The organism is Actinoplanes sp. TBRC 11911, assembly GCF_012933445.1.
Lineage (GTDB): Bacteria > Actinomycetota > Actinomycetes > Mycobacteriales > Micromonosporaceae > Actinoplanes.
The window spans coordinates 34358-52140 of record NZ_JABBNC010000023.1; the positions used below are offsets into that span (position 1 = coordinate 34358).

A 17783-nucleotide genomic window follows, 5' to 3' on the forward strand; every position below is an offset into this window, starting at 1 on the left:
CGCGGACCAGCCTCTCCGCAAGGGTATCTTCACTGAAGGGCTCTGCTGCGAGGCTGCTAAGGAGGTCTAGCCGGATGTCAAGGTTCGTTACCGGAGGTGTCGGCGTGCTCCTAGCGCCATCTAGAGCGTGCTTCACCTGGCGAACGACCTCCAACATCTCCGGTCCCGAGCCCGTCATGCATTGTCTCCCGTCAGGGTGTGGACGCGGCAGTGGATGGGGGCAGCGTACCTTCTGCTGCGTTTGATCCGCGCCCACGCATCCTCGCTTTGCACGAGGAGCGCGTCGGTCCGCTGGGCGTAGTTGGTTACGTTTCACATCACATCGAGGTCTGCCCTAAGTATGCGGCTGTCGGGAAGGTCGAGTGGGTAGCCCGGCGACGCTTCCATTGCACAGCGGGGGTGGCCGTCGCGTCGATCTGTCCCGGATTCGTAGCAAGGTTGAGCCTTACAGGGAGCCGCCTCGGAGTCGGAGTGTTCCGTCGAATGTGACAGTGGGCCACTCTACTGTGAGTCTGCCGTCACGCGGCTGGCATGATAGGCACTTGGCGTGATCCACATGTGCTGACCGGTGGAGCACGGCTCGAGCAGGTAGGCAACCTCGATTGCCAGAACCATCAGCAAACCCGCAGGTAGTGGCGCCGTCGGCGATTCGGCGCTCCACATTAGGAAACCGATGCTCTATCCCCTGAGCTACGAGGGCTTGCTCCCCGTATTGTACCGAGCTGCGGTTCTCGCGAGTGCCCGGGCGTCCGGCAGGGTGCCAATCGGTGCCCTCGGGGCGGTTCCTTCGCTGGTCGGGGCACGCATGGAGCGCATTGTCGACGCCGCCTGAAACAGCTTTCCTACCGAAGTCGACAGCGCCAATCTGCACCAATGCCCGAATCGCACCTCATTCGCCCACCGGCGGACCACCCCGATCAAGATCGCGTCACGCAGTTCGCGCCGGCCCGACACGTGGTCATGTCCTCTCGGGTGGGTTGAGGCGAATGGTGAGTCCCGGTTGTTGCTGATCGGCTGTGGCGAGCAGGTCCAGGTAGCCGTGGACGCCGTTCCACAGGTGGTTTTCTGGATAGATCCCAGATCCCCTGTGGGCCGAACGCCAGTCGCGTTCCCAGAAGCCTGCCTCGACGCTGCGTAGGTGGGAGAGGCTCTCGGCCAACTCGACGCTCAACTGTTCCCGCTGCTGCTCGGCCGTGGGTTCCGGCATGCGCAGATGCTCCGCTTGGCCACGTTCCAGGGCGTCGAGCGCATTCTCGTCAGGTCCGTCCAGCGACCACACCCGCAGTGGACGGTGAATCAGACGGTTGGCGACCGGCCACACCGCTGGCCGCCAGTACCACCGCACCGGCGCCTTGTCGATCTCCAGCAGGCTCGGCAAGCCGGCCAGCGACTGCGGCTCCACGAACCAGGGCAACTCCTCGGCGGGCAGGTTGAGCACGAACGCCAGATCAACCACGTCCACGTCGGCGACAGATTCCAACACCGAGCCGAACGCGTACGCGGCGAGCAGCAACGGCTCGTCGTCCCACATGCCGCTGGCCCGCTGACAGCGTTCGGCGACCGTTCGAAGGCGGCGAACCGCAGTCTGTCGACGCACCCGTCGATTTTGCCCTATCTGGGCGAGACCGGCCAGGGATGGGGACTGTAGGCTCTCCCGCCAGCGCGTTGCGACGGTGAAAGGAACATCATCATGTCGGCACCAGCGCCGCCGAAAGTGCCGGCCGCGGTGAAGCCGGTCTTCGACGAGATCGTCTCGATCACCGATCTGTTCTGCCAGCAGCATCTGGACGCGGAATATGCCGGACTCTGTGTCAAGCTGGCCGCCAAGCTTGCCCGCAAGCGACCCTCGCCCTTGCTCCGCGGTGACCGCCGGATCTGGGCCGCCGGCATCGTGTACGCGATCGGCCGGGTCAACTTCCTCGCCGACCGGAGCCAGGAGCCCCATCTACGCACCGATGATCTGGCGGACCTGCTCGGCGTCAAGCAGACCACGATGGCCAGCAAAGGCCGCCTCGTCATGGACACCTTGCGGATCGGCTTGATGGATCCCGAGTTCAGCAGGCGCGACATGCTGGACAAGAACCCGATGGCCTGGTTGCTGGAGGTTAACGGGTTCCTCGTCGACGCGCGCCAGCTACCGCCGGAGCTACAGGTGCAGGCATGGCGGCAGGGCTTGATCCCGTACGTGCCAGTTCACGCTGAGACGGATCATCCGACCGGGTGACAGGTCACCGTGCTTCCAGCCGGGCGGTGGCTGCGATTCCGCGCGGCTATGCCCGAGCGGGGAAGCCGCCGACGAACGTGGGTAACGCCGGCAGGCTGACGCAGTCGCGACATGTCCGGCCCTGCGGTTCGGGCAGCCCCTTGCGCCGCAAACCTGACAATGACCGTCGGCCGTCCTGTTGATCTATGCCGGAAATGTGACATATGCGAGTTTTGTTATCGGCCGTTTGCCCAGCCAGCCCGGCCGCCGCCGTCGTGTACGCCGGATCGGTGCGGCTGACCACGTCTCGATCAGGCTTGGGCGGTCGACTTGATGTTCGCAAGGGGGCGAGCGATCGTTAGTGCACCGGTGTGCTTCCTGCGGCACGTCGCCGGGCACTTCGCTGCGAGGCGCCCGGCGCGTGGCTTCCAACGTCTTGTCGCCGCAGATCGAACGCTGAGTCCCCGCATATCGAACATGAAGGCTGCCGCAAATCGAAAGCGAGCGGTCCCGCGTATCGAAACCCTGTAGGTCGCTCAGGGTTCGGCTTGCTGCGGCGTGTGGCATGCCCGGAGCCCGCGCGGCAGTCGCCCGGCCGTGTGTTTCAGGCAAACAGGCCGGCCAGGTCGAGTCGTTGCAGCAGGCCGGGCTTACGCGCGTGGTTCACCCGCAGCAAAGTCAGACGATGCTCGAACGCGGCGGTGCCGCCGTCACGTTCGGTGAGGTCGCGCAGGTCGACGAGCAGTTGGACAGCTGAGTCATATTCGCGCGGCTTCTTCGTGGCGATGAGTTCGTCGACCTGCCGCCAAACGGCGGGCTGATCGACCGCGAGGGTGTCCAGGTGTTGTTGCCGGGCGGCGGCCGCGGAGCGCTCCTGTCGGACCCGGTCTCGTTCCCGTTGCTGCGCGTCGGAACGTTCCCGTTCGGCGCGCAGTTCGTCAGCGGTGGCGAGCAACTGACCGGCGGTGCGTGGGGTCGTCGCGGTGGATGCCTCGGTGGCATGAGCGTCGCGGTAACGCCGCAGGAGTTGCGCGCGGAGATGGGTGTCGTGGCCGGTGACCAGGTCGCTCAGGATGATGTCCTTCTCCCGGGTGGGCAACTGAGTGACCCAGGTGCGTAGTTGCGCGGCGGTGGGTTGTGCTGCTGCGGCCGAGGCCGAGGCCGAGCCGACCGCCGCGGCGGCGATCAGGTCACGGTCGATGCACAGGAACTCGGCGGCGGCGGTGAGTGGTGCGTCGAGCGTGGCCAATCCGGCCGGGACGGGAGGCTCGGGTGCGTCGTCAGAGACTTCCAGCGATTGCACGCAACGCAGCCAGGCGAGGTAGAGCAGGCGCAGGTCTCCGGCGGCGAGGCTGGCCCGGACTCCGATGATCGAGGAGAGCAGGCCCTCGCCGCCGATGTCCCACTCGTCCGTGCCGTCCTCGTCCTCGCGGTTGAGGCCGATGATGAGGTGCTCGCCGCTGGTCCAGGCGGACGCACTGTCACCGATGCAGTAATGGGCGACGACTGCGGGGTCGAGCACTCGCTTGGGAAGGCGCAGCACGAGATCGCGGGTACCCCAGTTGGTCAGGTAGAGGTGCGCGTCGAAGTAGCGCTCCATCAGCTTGCGGGGATCGCCCTTGAAGTTGCCCCATTCGTACGTGTTGACGAAGCTGGTGGCGGTGATGTCGGCCCGGGTGGAGAGTGACCGCAGCTCGCTCTGTTCACGGGTGGTGAGGGGCCGGTCCACGGCGATGAACTCGTAGTACTGATATTCACTCATCGTGGTCTACCGTCCTGCCCAGTGCCGGTGAACAGGCCGGTGAGCTGCTCGTCGTCGTTATACGCGTCGACCGTGGCTTCTTCGATCGTCGCCTCGAGCGCCGCGTTCCGCTTCGGTGCCATCGGCGGAGGATAGCGGGCTGTCGTGGCAGGTTCGAAGCCCGATACGCGAGAATGATCGGGTGGATGCGACGGCTGAGCACGCCGACCTGCGCCGGGAGGTACAGCGCCTACAGGCCGAAAACGCCAGGTTGTCGCGGCTGCTGGAACTGCGTGGTCATGACACCGCCCCGTCCCCGGAGCAGCTATCCGCCCCGGTCGCCGCGCCCGGGATGGTAACGATGGCCTCGCCGGTGGCGGACAAGCTCGCCTTGTTCGCCGACCGGTTCCGGGCCCGTACCGACGTGTACGCCGTCCGCTGGGAAAACACCCGTACGGGTGCATCCGGGTGGTCGCCAGCCGTCGCCGGCGGCTGGCGCAAGGGTATGGATCGGCGCAGCGCTGTCCGCCTCCCCCGTACGCCGCAAGTCGTCGCCGCTCATCTCGTCGGTGACGTGTTTATGGGCCTCTACCCACTGTTGCCGAAGAACACATGTCAGTTCCTTGTCGCCGACTTCGACGGTGCGGCGGCGATGCTCGACGCGCTCGCCTACGTCAAGGCGGCGAGGGCCAGTGCGGTGCCGGCCGCGCTGGAGATTTCCCAGTCGGGTCGTGGGGCCCATGTGTGGATCTTCTTCACTGAGGCGCTTCCTGCGGCGACGGCGCGGGCTGTCGGTACCGCGTTGCTGCACGAGGCGATGGTGCTGCGCGGGTCGATGGATTTGCGGTCATATGATCGGCTGTTTCCCAATCAAGACGTCGTACCTGACGGCGGGTTCGGCAACCTGATCGCCGCGCCGCTGTACGGCCGCCGGCGTAAGGAAGGCCTCACCACGTTCCTCGATCTCGGCACGCTCGAACCGTACGAGGATCAGTGGGCGTTCCTCTCCACGCTGGATCGGCTCAGCCCCGGCGATGCGGAATCGCTCGTCCGTAATGCGAAACGCTCCGCCACCGGAACCGACGTCGCCACGATCGGCAAATCCGCCGCAACGCGGGTCCATCCCGCGCTGCCCGCGGTGGTCCACGCGGAACTTAGTGCCGGGTTGACCCTTGACACCGCTCAACTCACCCCGGCCGCGCTTGCGACGTTCAAACACGCGGCTGCCATGGCCAATCCGAAGTTCTACGAACTGCAACGCCTGCGGAAATCGACCTGGGACACCCCACGGTTCATCCGCGGCTACGACCTGACCATCGACGACCACCTGGTCCTGCCCCGCGGGCTGCGCCACACCATCAACTCCATCGTCGAACACGCGGGTTCGAGACTGTCCGTCACCGACGCGCGAAATCCCGGCCAGGAGATCGACATCGCGTTCACCGGCGAACTCACCGCCAAGCAGAGCACCGCGGTCGGCGCCCTCCTCGCCCACGACGACGGGCTGCTCATCGCCCAGCCCGGATCCGGCAAGACCGTCATGGGCTGCGCCGTGATCGCCGAGCGTGGCACCTCCACCTTGATCCTCGTCGACCGCAAAGCCCTCGCCGATCAGTGGCGCATGCGCGTCGAGCAGTTCCTCGGCATCAAACCCGGCCAACTCGGCGGCGGCCGGCGCAAGCTCACCGGCACCGTGGACATCGCGCTGCTGCCGTCGCTGGCCAGGCGCGACGACATCGCCACCCTCACTCACCAGTACGGGCATGTGGTTGTCGACGAATGCCATCACCTCGGCGCAGCCGCGTACGAGCACTCCGTCAAAGCGATCGCCGCGCAGTTCTGGCTCGGCCTCACCGCCACGCCCACCCGGCGTGACGGCCTCGGTCAACTCGTCACCTGGCAACTCGGCCCCGTGCGACACACCATGACCGACGAGGAGCAGGGCACTCTCGCCGCCGCCATGAACGCCGGCACCGGACCGCGACGCGTGCTGTTCCAGCACGACACCGAGTTCAAGGCCGGCGACGTCGACCTGGACGCGCCGGGAGCGCTGGCCGAGGTGCACCGAAGATTGGCCCTCGACGAGCAACGCAACACTCTGGTCGCCGATGACGTTGCCGCCGCCCTGACGCGCGGCCGCAACTGCCTGGTCCTCACCCGACGGGTCGCCCACGTCGAGGCTCTCGCCGCAATGCTCGCTGCACGGGGACATCAGCCGCTCGTGCTCCAAGGAGCAATGAGCACCACCGATCGCCGGGCGATTGTCGAACGACTTGACACAGCCAAAGCCGGCGACGCTCTGCTGGTCATCGGCACCACACCGTTCATCGGCGAAGGCTTCGACGCCCCAGCCCTCGATACACTCTTCCTCGCCGGGCCGATCTCCTACGACGGCCTGCTCGTCCAATGCGTAGGCCGCGTCCTCCGAGCTGCACCAGGCAAGGACATCGCCGAGGTCCACGACTACCACGACGTTGCCACCCCCGTCCTGGCCGCCTCACTGCAACGCCGCATGCCCGGATACCGGACACTCGGCTTCACGACGGCATGAACCAGAACAGTCGCGGATAGCCGCCGTCGTCGATGGCTGTGAGGCCGACCAGCAGATCGGCGGATTCTGTCCGGCTGGCGACAGCCTGTCATCCGATCGCAGGCCAGGACGCCCATGTAAGTATAGTTATGGTAACTACGCTTACATGAGGAGGGTCGTGGAAAAGCCGAGCGAGATCTTCGACCGGGACGACGAGTGGAACGAACTGGTCCGCTTCGCTTCGCTGCCCCAGATCGGGGCGACCCTGGGTGTCGTTTCCGGTCGTCGGCGTCAGGGCAAGACGTTCCTGCTCGACGCATTGGTCCGGGCGGGTGGCGGATTCATGTTCACCGCTACCGAATCGTCCGAGGCTGATGCGCTACGGCAGTATGGGCAGGCACTCGGCGACCACCTCGGTGAGGCGACACCGCTGCGGTTCGTCAATTGGGACGAAGCGATCACGAGAACGATGTTGATGGCCCGGCGCGGACCCATGCCGGTGGTGATCGATGAGTTTCCTTTCCTGGCCCGCGCCAGCCTAGCACTGCCCTCGATCATCCAGCGAGCGCTCGATCCGGCCGGGCAGCGCTCGAACACGCAGGTACGGCTGCTGTTGTGTGGTTCGGCGCTGTCGTTCATGGGCGGCTTGTTGTCCGGGACCGCGCCGCTGCGGGGACGAGCCGGCCTGGAATTGGTGGTCCGGACGCTGGACTATCGGGCAGCCGCCCGGTTCTGGGACATCGACGACCCACGCACCGCCCTACTCGTCAACGCGATCGTCGGCGGCACGCCTGCCTATCGGCACGAGTTCACCCAGGACGACTCCCCGGCCGGGCCGGGCGACTTCGACGACTGGGTCGTCCGTGCCGTGCTGAACCCGGCCCGTCCGTTGTTCCGGGAGGCCCGATACCTGCTCGCGGAGGAACCCGACATCCGAGATCCCGCCCTGTACCACTCGGTCCTGGCCGCGATCGCCGATGGCCGTACCCGCCGCGGCGAGATCGCCAACTTCCTGGGCCGGCAACCGTCCGACCTGGCCCATGCGCTGGGCGTTCTGGAGGACGCCGGGCTGGTGGTACGCGAGGAGGACGCGTTCAAGAGCAACAGGGGCGTCTACCGGACTGCTGAGCCGCTCCTGACCTTCTACCACGCCGTCATGCGCCTGGCTTGGGGTGACCTCGAACGAACCGGTCGCGCTCGGCAGGTCTGGCCCCGCCTGCAGCGCACCTTTCTGAGCAAGGTCGTCGGCCCGCATTTCGAGACGATCTGCCGGAACTGGGCCCGGTGGAAGGCTGACCCGGCCCTGTTCGGCGGTTATCCGACCAGGGTCGCGGCGGGCATCGTCAACGACGCCGCTGCCCGAACCCAGCACGAAGTGGACGTGGCCGTCTTCGGCCGCGACGACCAGGACCGAGAGGATCTTCTGGCGATTGGCGAGGCTAAGTGGAACGAGACCGTCGGAGCGGGCCACCTGCAGCGGCTGGCCCACATCCGGACCCTGCTCAACGGCCGGAACGACATTCGTGCGGACCGGTGTCGGCTGGTGCTGTTCAGCGGCGGCGGCTTCACCGACGACCTTGTTGCGATAGCTGCCGCCGATCCCGGCATCCAACTCATTGGCCTTGACAGGCTTTACACGTGAACTAATTGCCGGGCGCGATATCTTAACTAGTCGGTTTCGGTGGACTCCAGGTCGGGGTTCTCTCGGTAGTCGCTGGCCACCTCGATCGTTTCGGTCTCCGGCCGGTATCCCGGGTCTAGGCGCACCAGATCCCACTCGTTGATCCAGGCTCGCACGTACTGCCGCATGCGGGTGGCGCCCAACCGCTCCAGGCCCGTCACCTCGGGCGGCTGCCAGCCAAACGCTTGACCGTGCAGGTCTCGCAACCGCGCGTACACCTGCTTGAGCTCTGTGTCGTCCGGAGGAGTGAGCAGGTACGTCTCGCGGTCGATGATCCGCATGCCGAGTTCGGCGGCCGTCGCGAGCTCGGCCGATTCCGGGGTTCCCTTGGCCCGCAGCTTCTCCGGTACGACATGCCGGTCGTTTCGCCCGGTGATGACGGCCGCTTCGTAGTCGTCGGTCATCGCGAGCACCGTGGCCAACGGGACGCCTCTGCCGTTTTCGCCGCGCATCCATCGAGCAAGTTCCGCGTACGACTTGGCGCGCTGAAGCAACGAGTACCGGCCGATCAGCTCGACCTCGTCGAAGAGGACGAGCCACCCGGGCGAACCCGCAGCGGCGAGCAGCCGGGCCGCGAATCGCAAGCGTTGCCGAGCAAGTTCTGCCGCCGCGATCGAGGGAAGAGCGGGGCGCTGTTCGCCGATCTCCCGCATCCGTTTCCGCAGCTCGGGGATCGCGATCGGGTCGCCCGACCAGAATCGCAGGATTACCTCGGCGTACGACGGATCCCGTTCACGCAGGCTCGCGAACAGCGAAAGGGTCGCCGGAAAACGTTCGTTCAGCTCGGAGCCGCTCGACGACGCCCAGCGCAGCAACTCCGCGTAGGACCGGCCGTCGAGGTCGAGCCCGGCGGCGGCCTCGATGATCGCGGGCCGTGCTTGCCCGGCCCGCAGAGCCGAGTCGGCGGCCGCTCGGAAGACCTTGGCCGGGTCGTGGAACGGCGTTTCCTTGCTGACCACGACGCGGCTGACCGTCCAGCCCGCGTTCAGCGCCAGCCGGGCGAGATGCTCGAGCAGGTGACTTTTGCCCGTACCGAACCCGCCGCCGATCAGCATGCTGCCGGCAGCGCCGGACGTCACGGATCCGCACATCGCCTCGAAGCGATCCTCGATCGCCGACTGGCCGCTCCCGAGCGCCGCGACCGCATCCCGGCTGGGCACCCCCGCACGCAGCGCCTCGATCGCACGCCGGGCCATGACGTCGGCCGTCATCAGGAAACCTCCATGGAGTCGGAACCCAGCCGTACCAGCGCGGCATACGGGTTCTGGCGGCGCCGGTCGCGGACCTCGTCGGCCACCCGCAACTGCAAAGCCGTATAGGCGGGCAGGCCGCGGGCTTCGTCGTGGACCAGGGCCGGCGGCATCTGAACGGCCACGAACAACCCCTCGATCTCATCGATCGCGTCGATCAACTGGCGGATCAGCTCGTACGCGTCGAGCGCCGTAGCCTTCGTGTAGTAGAAGCCGTCGCGCAGGCCCGCCGGTGGGCGGCGGGTCACCGCGATCCGGTCCAGGTCCAGCCGCAGCACCAGGCCGGACCGGCCGGCGGTGCGGAGCCAGCGGGTCAGCGACAGCAACAGTGGCCGGGCGTTGTAGCGGTTCACCTTCGCGTTGAGACCCACCCGGCGAAGATCCGCGGCGGGCAACCGCTCGCCGTGCAGCCAGCCGATCACCGTTTCCCGTTCGTCGGGGGTGACGTCACCCCGGCCGAGGCGTTCCTGGCACAGCCGGAGCATCGCCACCCGGAACTCGTGGCTCATCTCCGTGTCTCGCAGCACCAACTGCTCGACGGCACGGCGGGTGCTGCGGTACAGCTCAGCGGCGTCCACGTCGTGATGACGAGCGATCGCGCCCAAGTCAACGCCGTCGATCTCGGCCGGCGCGGGGAATCCCGCGTGGTCCAGAGCCGCGCGCACGACCGACCCGGCCAGGCCGACCCAGTCGAGCTGCCGGGCGATGGTGGTGAACACCTGGTCGATCAGGTGAATGCGGGTGGTTGCGGCATTCACCTCGGCGTACGCGAAACCGTCACCGATCTCGGGGAACCCAGCCGACAGCCTGGTCCGGGCTGCGTCGTCCGCCGGACACAACAGCTTGACCGAGGCACCGCCGCCCGTGATGTAGCCGGACAGGTACTCGCGGTCGACGAATTCCAGGTAGACGTCGACGTCGATCTCGGCGGTACTCATGACTGCGCCGGCTCGGTGGCGGCGACGGTGAAGGACACTCCCCAGTAGAGCTGCTCCTGACCGTTGCGAGCCACCGTGGTGAGCACCCCGGAACCCTTCGTGCCGGTGCTGGCCGACCAGCGCAGGGTCCGCGGGCTCCGGTCGGTGCAGGTGACGCCGCTCTGGTCCAGCAGATAGAGGTCGCGGGCGAACTCCTGCCGCGAGTACTGCGTACGCTGGCCCGGCATCATGGTCAGCACCGTCCAGATATCCACGAGCCGGACCACGGCGTCGTCACGCTTGCCGTCCGCGGCCACACGCAGTTCGTAGGCCGACCGGAGGCTGTCGAGGAACTGCTCGGCTTTGAAGCGCACCCCTTTTTCCTGCGCACGGGCCAACGCGCTCACGAGCACCGAGGGGCGCAGCCGCCGATCCCGTACCTTGTCGATCTCGATGGCCGCCTCCGCGGGGAGGATACGCAGCAACGACGGATAGCACAGCAGACGGTCGTCGTCACCCTCGACGATCGTCAGCCCGTGCGCCGCCGCCTCGGCCAGCAACTCCTTCACGTAATCGCCGGAGGCCAGGTAGGTCCGCTCGTCGAAATCGAACGTGTCGCCAAGCGTCCGGGTGTCCACGGCCAGCCCGTCGGCTGCCGTCTGCGCCGCAACCAGGGCCTTCCGCAGGTCTCGGATCTGACCGCTACGTGCGGCGCCAAGCGCCCGCTTCAGCTCCCGTACGGCGGAGTTCGCACCGCGTAGCGCACCGTCCAACGCCCGCTCGATGGTGACGAGCGCGGCCTCCATGCTTTCCCCCGGCTGCGGTTCTTCCGTCGAGGCGTCGACCATCTCAGCGAGGTTCGAGTCTGACACGAGTGGGATCCATTCTGCGGAGAGTAACGGCTGCTCCCGAATCGCGACATCACCCGCTGGATACAGTGGGACGTGTGGTCACGACGCTGCAATCCGCCTCGGGGCGATGGGTTCCGTTCGGGGAGCCGCTGACGGTCGGTGGCCATGTTATCCCCGGCGGCATGATCTACGTTGGCCAGCGCCTACCTGCCGCGACCAGCCCTGCCGAACCGTCTCTGATCGATCCTGACCTGCCGGTCGCCTCGGCTTCTGGTCGATACACCGTGCCGGGCAGCGGTCCGGAATTGGCATACCGTCACCTGTCGCCGGCGGCCCGAAAGGCGTACCTGGAATGGCTCGCCGGCGGCCGGCGGAAGGATGTCCCACCCGGCCTCGTCCTACTCTTCTGTTTCGGCGTCGAACGACGGATCCTGCTCGACGGGGATTCCGATCCCACGGTCCAGCGGGAGCTGCCGGCCCTGAGGGCCGAGGTTCGCGGTCTCCGGCATGGACACGGCGAGGGCAAGTCCACGTTGCGTGACGCATTGGACCGCCTGCTCGACTTGCTGGATTTGCTGACCGCCGGCCGCGACGCACCCGCGAACACGCCCGACCGGGAGACACCGACTGCGGTGCGGGTCGGGCTGGCCCGGTTCGCCATCTCCTCGGCCCCAGTTCCCACCGCCTGGGCTCGTACGTGGATACGACATCACCCGTCGTTCACCCCGCGCCGAACCGAAAGCGACTGTCCGGCGGAGTTCGAGCGGCTGTTCACCCTCCGATACCGGGAGCGGCACGGCAGCGGGATCACCGTCGCCAGCGGCGGGAGCGGCATTCGGCTGCGCTACCACCCGTCCAATCCGGGCCTGGCTACCACCCTCGTCTGGAGGGCGGACCTGCCCGACCTGTTGTCCGAGCCGAGCCGGGTCCGTCCACTGGTCGCACTGCGCGACGAGGTGGCCGCGGCGCTCGACCCGTACCGCCGGTGGCTGGCCCGATTCCCGCAGGGCCGGGATTCGCTCGCCGCGGTGCCGTTGCTGCCCGCCGAACTGGTCGACGTCAGGTACGGAAAACTCGGGGCGCTGCGCGTCTGGGCCGAACGGCGACTCGACGGCCGGCCGCGGACACTGATCGACGCCAGTGAGCTCCGGGAATTCTGGTCGGCGGCGGACCCGGAGCGGATGGCCGCCGAGGAGGCCGCCGCACTTCTGGACGTGCTGGCCAGGCTCGGCCTCGGCGTGGAGCCCGATGTGCGATTCGGTGCGCCACCACTGGCGCGAGGTCCAGCCGTCCTGTTCCGCCTCGGTGGCCCGGCGGCCGATCGACCCGGGCCGCACTTCGCCAGTGCCGTGGCCATCGCGCGGTGCGCTGCCGCGGTGGCCTTCGCGGCCGCGCCGGAAAGCCCACCTGGGGCCACGCTGCTCGCCACCGTCGCCGGCCTGGCCGCCGCCCTCGACCTTGATCCCGGCGAGGATCTGCGGCTGGCCGCGCGGCTGAGCTGGCTCCTGACCACGCGGGTGGAGGTCGACCGGCTCGGCCGGCAGACGAGCGTGATGACCCTGGCCGAACGGGAGATCGCCGGACATTACCTGGTCACGGTCGCGGTCACGGCTGATCCCACGATCGGCCCGGCCACGGTTGCCGCGGCGACGAGGGTGTACGGGATTCTCGGGTTGGCGGTGGATCTCGTCTTCCAGCGACTCCACGATCGGAGCACGGGTGGCCGGGCGATTCTGCCCCGGCTCGGCCGTGCCGGCGATCCGCCGGCGCAGGCTCGTCGCCGGGTCCCGGAGACAGCTGTCGAAGGGCCGGACGAACCTGTCGTGATACAAGCGGCCGACGGTCAGCCAAACGGTTTCGGCCTGCCCTGGGCGATGTCAGCGGACACCTCGTCGCCTGGCATCCAGCTCGACGGCTCCCTGATCCGGCAAAAGGTGGCCGAGAGCGGTACGGCCGCCGCCCTCCTTGGCGCGATCTTCGACACGGAGGAAGAGCACCAGGAACCGGCGCCCTTGGTTCCGGGGCTCGACCGGGCACACACCGCACTCTTGCAGGCGCTCGGCGAGCGTCCGACTTTGGCCCGCGAGGAGTTCGAGGCGCTCGCGGCAGCGCACGGTGTGCTCCCGGACGGGGCCCTCGACCTGCTCAACGAGGTCGCCCTCGACAACGTCGGAGCCCCGGTCGTCGAGGGCGACACCACCCTCACCGTTGTCAACGATGTGCTCCTGGAGTTGCTCGCATGACAGATCCCGGCACCCTGCCCGCGACCGGACGAATCCGGCCCCGCGAGCGCGATGCGATCGTCGCCTCGCTTCGGGCCGGCATGGTCCCGCGCATCGGGCAGCAACACATCCAGGTCGGCCGGGCGGCCGAGGTTCAGGCGGCGGTGCGCGACGTCGAGCGGATCACCGACGGTGGCGCCGCCTGCCGGTTCGTCATCGGCGAGTACGGATCGGGAAAGACGTTCCTGCTGCATCTGGTCCGCGCGATCGCCCTGGAAAAACGGCTGGTCACCGTGCATGCGGATCTGTCGCCGGACAGGCGCTTGCACGGTACGTCGGGGCAGGTGCGCGGCTTGTACGCCGAGCTGATGGGCAACCTGGCCACCCGGGCACGACCCGAGGGAGCCGCGCTGGCCACCGTCGTGGAACGCTTCGTCACGGGTGCGCTGGCTGAGGGCGCCGACCCGGCCACGACGATCCGGACGCGACTGGCCTCGCTGACGGAAATGCCCGGCGGGTACGACTTCGCGGCCGTGATCGGCGCCTACTGGCGGGGCTATGACGACGGTGACGAGCGGCTACGCGCCGACGCGGTGCGCTGGCTGCGCGGCGAATTCACCAGCAAGGTGGACGCCCGGGCCGCGCTGGGTGTGCGGACGATCGTCGACGACGGCAGCTTCTACGACCACCTTCGGCTGATGGCCCGCTTCGTCCGGCTGGCCGGCTTCGGCGGTCTGCTGGTCTGCCTGGACGAAATGGTCAACCTATACAAGATCACCGGCTCCACGCCGCGTAACGCCAACTACGAGCAGCTACTGCGCATCGTCAACGACACGGCCCAAGGCAGCACCGCCCATCTGGGCTTCCTGTTCGGTGGAACGCCCGAGTTCCTGCTCGATCCGCGGCGCGGCCTGTTCTCGTACCCAGCCCTCGCCTCGCGGCTGGCACCGAACCGCTTCGCCGGACCCGACCGGAGCGACCACTCCGGCCCGGTGATGCGGCTGGGTAACCTCACCCCGGAGGACGTCTTCGTCCTGTTGACCAAGATCCGGCACGTGCACGCCGCAGGCGACCCGAGCCGGTACCTGGTTCCGGACGACGCGCTCACCGCCTACATGGCGTATTGCTCCGCACGGCTGGGGGACGCCTACTTCCGTACGCCTCGGGAGACGATCCGCGGCTTCCTCGATCTGCTCGCTCTCCTGGAGCAGCACCCCGACCTGCGCTGGCCCGACCTGATCGGCAAGCTCGACGTCGGCGAGGCCGGCACCGAGGACGACGAACTCACGTCCTTCCAGTTGTGACTCGATGACCGAGACTCCTCCGTCGCAGGCGTACGCCCGCTACCACCCGACGATCCAGCGGTGGATCTACCAGCAGGGCTGGGACCGGCTGCACGATGTCCAGGAACGCGCCGCGGCGTTGATCGACGCTGGGCAGCGTGACGTGATCATTGGGTCGGCTACCGCCAGCGGAAAGACCGAGGCCGCGTTGCTACCGATCTGCTCGGTCCTCGCCCGCGAACGGGAAGACGGCTTCGGCGCGGGCGTCGCAGCGGTGGTGGTGAGCCCGCTGAAGGCACTGATCAACGACCAGTTCGATCGGATCTCCGGTCTCACCGATCCGCTCGGCGTACGCCTGCATCGATGGCACGGCGATGCACCGGCATCCGGCAAGGCTCGGGTGTTGCGCGCACCGGAAGGCCTGCTCCTGATCACACCGGAGTCGCTGGAAGCGCTCTTCGTCCGGCACGGCGACCGGGTCGGCCGGATCTTCGGCGGATTGCGATACCTGGTCGTCGACGAACTGCACTCGTTCATCGGTGCCGAACGAGGCGCCCAGCTTCAGGCGCTGCTCCACCGGGTGGAGACGGCCGCCGGGCGGCGGGTGCCCAGAATAGCGCTCTCCGCGACGCTCGGAGACTTCTCCGGGGCGGCCGAGTTCCTCCGGCCCGGCGACGGCGCCCGGGTCGCGGTCGTGTCCTCCGCCGAGCCCGGCGGCGAGATCCGGCTCCAGGTCCGCGGCTACGTCAACCCCGCCACACCGCCCGGCCCGGGCCAGGAGCCCGCCGATCGCGCCGCGATCGCCGACCATCTGTTCCGGACTCTGCGAGGCACCGACAACCTGGTCTTCGCGAACTCGCGCGCGGCCGTCGAGGTGTACGCCGACATGCTCACCCAGCGCGCTGGCCAGGCCCGATCGCCGGACCGCTTCCTCGCACACCACGGCAGCCTGTCCAAGGAGGTACGCGAGCACGTCGAGGAGCTGCTCAAAGATCCCGCCACGCCGGTGACCGCGATCTGCACCTCCACCCTCGAACTCGGCATCGACGTCGGCTCGGTGGACTCGGTCGCCCAGGTCGGCGCCCCGCCGACGGTCTCCGGCCTGCGGCAACGGCTCGGCCGTTCCGGTCGCCGGCCGGGCCAGCCGGCCGTTCTGCGCGTGTACGTGGCCGAGCCGGAACTCACCGCGGGGATCACCCCGGCCGACGCGCTGCGCCCGGAACTCGTCCAGACCGTCGCCATGATCGAGCTGTTGACCGAGGCATGGTACGAGCCCCCGGACGACGCGGGCCTGCACCTCTCCGCGTTGATCCAGCAGATCTTGTCGATCAGCGCGCAGTCCGGCGGCGCGACGGCCAGTCAGCTTTTCACGGAACTCTGTGACAAGGGCCCGTTTCGTCGTGTCGACCGATCCCTTTTCGCCCGTCTCCTGCGGGACATGGGCCGAAGCCGCCTCCTGGAGCAACAGGCCGACGGCACGCTGCTTGCGGCGCAGGAGGGCGAACGACTGCTGAGTCACTACAGCTTCTACGCCTCCTTTCACACCTCGCTGGACTACCGTCTCGTCGCCGACGGATACACCCTCGGCTCCCTCCCGGTGGACCGCCCGATCCTGCCCGGCACGCTGCTTATATTCAGCGGAGCGAGATGGCGGGTCCGCTCCGTGGACACCGCGCAACGGGTGATCGAACTGACCGCGGCCGAGGCGGGCAAGCCGCCCGTGTTCCCGGGCACCGGTGGTGAGATCGCGGACCAGGTACGACGTCGGATGTTCCAGCTGTACCGGTCGGCCGACATCCCCCGATACCTGGACGCCACCGCGCGAACGTTGCTGGCCGAGGGGCGGGCCGCCTTCCACGCGTACGGGCACGGGACGCGGCGCATCTTCGCCCGCGACAGCGAGACCCTGCTGTTTCCCTGGCGTGGCGACCGCGTCATGAATACGCTCACCGCGATCCTTGGGATGAACGGCCTGCACGTAGGGCAGGATGGCCTGGCGATCACCGTGGGCGGCTGCACGCCCGCTCACCTCCTCGACACGATCGCAAGCCTGGCAGCCGGCCCACCGCCGGACCCGGTCGCCATCGCCGCCACGGTCCGGGCCAAGCACCACGACAAGTACGACCGCTACCTGAGCGAGGACCTGCTCACCGCCGCGTACGCGGCTCGCGCGCTCGACGTACCCGGCGCCTGGGCATTCCTGACCGGGCTCGCACGAAACACGGACCGCGCGCCAATTCAGAACGGAGGCTCAGGCCAACAATCCTGATCGGTCTGCCGCTCCTCGGTCGTCGGCTCATTGAGGAAAACGCCATACGGCGCGCCGCCCGAGGTGTAGCCCGCCACGAAGAACGTTCTGCCGTCGAGCACGATCAGCGAATCGTCGAGCGGGAACGGCTCGGCGTCGGCCGGTGCCTTGCGGCATCTCTGCCTGCTCATGGAGGCCAACTGTATGTGGTCGTCCGAAGCTTTCGCTCGGTGAAGGTGCGGACCGTACTGTGCCGAGTGTCCGGAGCGTCGCTCGGATGCGCCGGCCGCGACGTACCGGACCTGCTGGCTGTCTCGTTGTGGACTCCGCGGGCAGTGGTGTGCCTGCGCCTACCGACGTCGCCTCTGACCAGACGCCGCCAAGCTCCCCGAGGGCTTCGCGCCACCGTGATTACAACAGGGGTCGCGGGAGCGGGCTAATCCTTGTAGATGCGACGATGCCACCAGGGCAACGGTTCATCAGCCCAGCTCCTTCTGGGCCTGCAATCGGGGATCGTCCGGCGCCGAAATTCTCGGTCGAGGCGATTCAGCAGTCGGCGCATCTCGGCGCGTGCGTGCGACGGCAGGCGGCGGGTGACAGCTTCTAACGCGTCTCGTACGAGGGCTACATCCTGGTATTGGCAGCTGGGACAGGAGGGACAGTCCGAAGCTTCAAGGCGGAGTTTCTGTCCGGGCTGCTGCAAAAAGCTCCGATACTTCAGGAGAAACTTCGCTGTATGTCCGGGGCGGACGTGTTCGTTGAACGGGTCGGGGTGGTAGCTCTCCCGAGTTTCCGCGTACGGGCTGAAGTAGCCGCCGTGTTCGACCGTTCGTATTGTCGCCGTGGTCGCAGGAGAA

The 17783-nt window shown here is 67.8% G+C and carries 13 protein-coding genes; 6 read left to right on the top strand and 7 right to left on the bottom strand.

Translation table 11 applies throughout. From position 1 onward, the window contains the following. Window positions 1-958 precede the first annotated feature (958 nt). Entirely contained in the window at window positions 959-1531 is a 573-nt protein-coding gene (locus HH310_RS27115) for a hypothetical protein (RefSeq protein WP_169178485.1), read from the bottom strand. Window positions 1532-1690: 159 nt separating this feature from the next. On the opposite strand from HH310_RS27115, the gene HH310_RS27120 reads away from it, so the two are divergent. Then, window positions 1691-2224 carry a DUF6398 domain-containing protein gene (locus HH310_RS27120; protein ID WP_169178486.1) on the top strand — a complete coding sequence of 178 codons (534 nt, stop codon included), beginning with the start codon at window positions 1691-1693 and terminating at the stop codon, window positions 2222-2224. A gap of 583 nt (window positions 2225-2807) precedes the next feature. On the opposite strand, the gene HH310_RS27125 is transcribed toward HH310_RS27120, so the two are convergent. Both HH310_RS27125 and HH310_RS44935 read right to left on the bottom strand, forming a co-directional pair. Then, window positions 2808-3965 (bottom strand): hypothetical protein, encoded by a 1158-nt coding sequence (locus HH310_RS27125; protein ID WP_169178487.1) that lies wholly within the window; start codon window positions 3963-3965, stop codon window positions 2808-2810. After that, complete coding sequence (locus HH310_RS44935; protein ID WP_282438537.1) at window positions 3962-4087, bottom strand: hypothetical protein; 126 nt, start codon at window positions 4085-4087, stop codon at window positions 3962-3964. Before HH310_RS44935 ends, HH310_RS27125 begins: the two co-directional genes overlap by 4 nt. Before the next feature lie 59 nt (window positions 4088-4146). Between HH310_RS44935 and HH310_RS27130 the strand changes: the two genes are divergently transcribed. Together HH310_RS27130 and HH310_RS27135 are read left to right on the top strand one after the other, a co-directional pair. Then, a complete protein-coding gene (locus HH310_RS27130; RefSeq protein WP_169178488.1) occupies window positions 4147-6495 on the top strand; it encodes a DEAD/DEAH box helicase in 2349 nt (782 codons plus the stop codon). Between the two features lie 157 nt (window positions 6496-6652). Then, window positions 6653-8116: an ATP-binding protein gene (locus tag HH310_RS27135; RefSeq protein ID WP_169178489.1), complete on the top strand. Its 1464-nt coding sequence runs from the start codon at window positions 6653-6655 to the stop codon at window positions 8114-8116. A 26-nt stretch (window positions 8117-8142) separates the two neighbouring features. Here the strand turns inward: HH310_RS27135 and HH310_RS27140 are convergent, their stop codons facing one another. The 3 genes from HH310_RS27140 to HH310_RS27150 are packed head-to-tail and all read right to left on the bottom strand — an operon-like array spanning window position 8143 to window position 11194. Then, window positions 8143-9366, bottom strand: coding sequence for a BREX system ATP-binding domain-containing protein (locus tag HH310_RS27140; protein WP_169178490.1), 1224 nt, complete (start codon window positions 9364-9366; stop codon window positions 8143-8145). Beyond that, a complete protein-coding gene (locus tag HH310_RS27145; protein WP_169178491.1) occupies window positions 9366-10343 on the bottom strand; it encodes a BREX system ATP-binding domain-containing protein in 978 nt (325 codons plus the stop codon). Before HH310_RS27145 ends, HH310_RS27140 begins: the two co-directional genes overlap by 1 nt. Then, window positions 10340-11194 carry a hypothetical protein gene (locus tag HH310_RS27150; RefSeq protein WP_169178492.1) on the bottom strand — a complete coding sequence of 285 codons (855 nt, stop codon included), beginning with the start codon at window positions 11192-11194 and terminating at the stop codon, window positions 10340-10342. Before HH310_RS27150 ends, HH310_RS27145 begins: the two co-directional genes overlap by 4 nt. A gap of 74 nt (window positions 11195-11268) precedes the next feature. Between HH310_RS27150 and HH310_RS27155 the strand changes: the two genes are divergently transcribed. From HH310_RS27155 to HH310_RS27165, 3 genes are read left to right on the top strand one after another with little or no spacing between them, the layout of a single operon-like run. Next, window positions 11269-13416: a TerB N-terminal domain-containing protein gene (locus HH310_RS27155; protein WP_169178493.1), complete on the top strand. Its 2148-nt coding sequence runs from the start codon at window positions 11269-11271 to the stop codon at window positions 13414-13416. Further along, window positions 13413-14699, top strand: a complete 1287-nt coding sequence (locus tag HH310_RS27160; RefSeq protein ID WP_169178494.1) for an ATP-binding protein — start codon at window positions 13413-13415, stop codon at window positions 14697-14699. Before HH310_RS27155 ends, HH310_RS27160 begins: the two co-directional genes overlap by 4 nt. Window positions 14700-14703: 4 nt before the next feature. Further along, window positions 14704-16947: a DEAD/DEAH box helicase gene (locus HH310_RS27165; RefSeq protein WP_211192683.1), complete on the top strand. Its 2244-nt coding sequence runs from the start codon at window positions 14704-14706 to the stop codon at window positions 16945-16947. Here HH310_RS27165 and HH310_RS27170 read toward each other — a convergent pair. Then, window positions 16917-17117, bottom strand: a complete 201-nt coding sequence (locus HH310_RS27170) for a hypothetical protein (RefSeq protein ID WP_169178495.1) — start codon at window positions 17115-17117, stop codon at window positions 16917-16919. The two genes, HH310_RS27165 and HH310_RS27170, sit on opposite strands and share 31 nt — an antisense overlap. Between the last annotated feature and the right edge of the window lie 666 nt (window positions 17118-17783).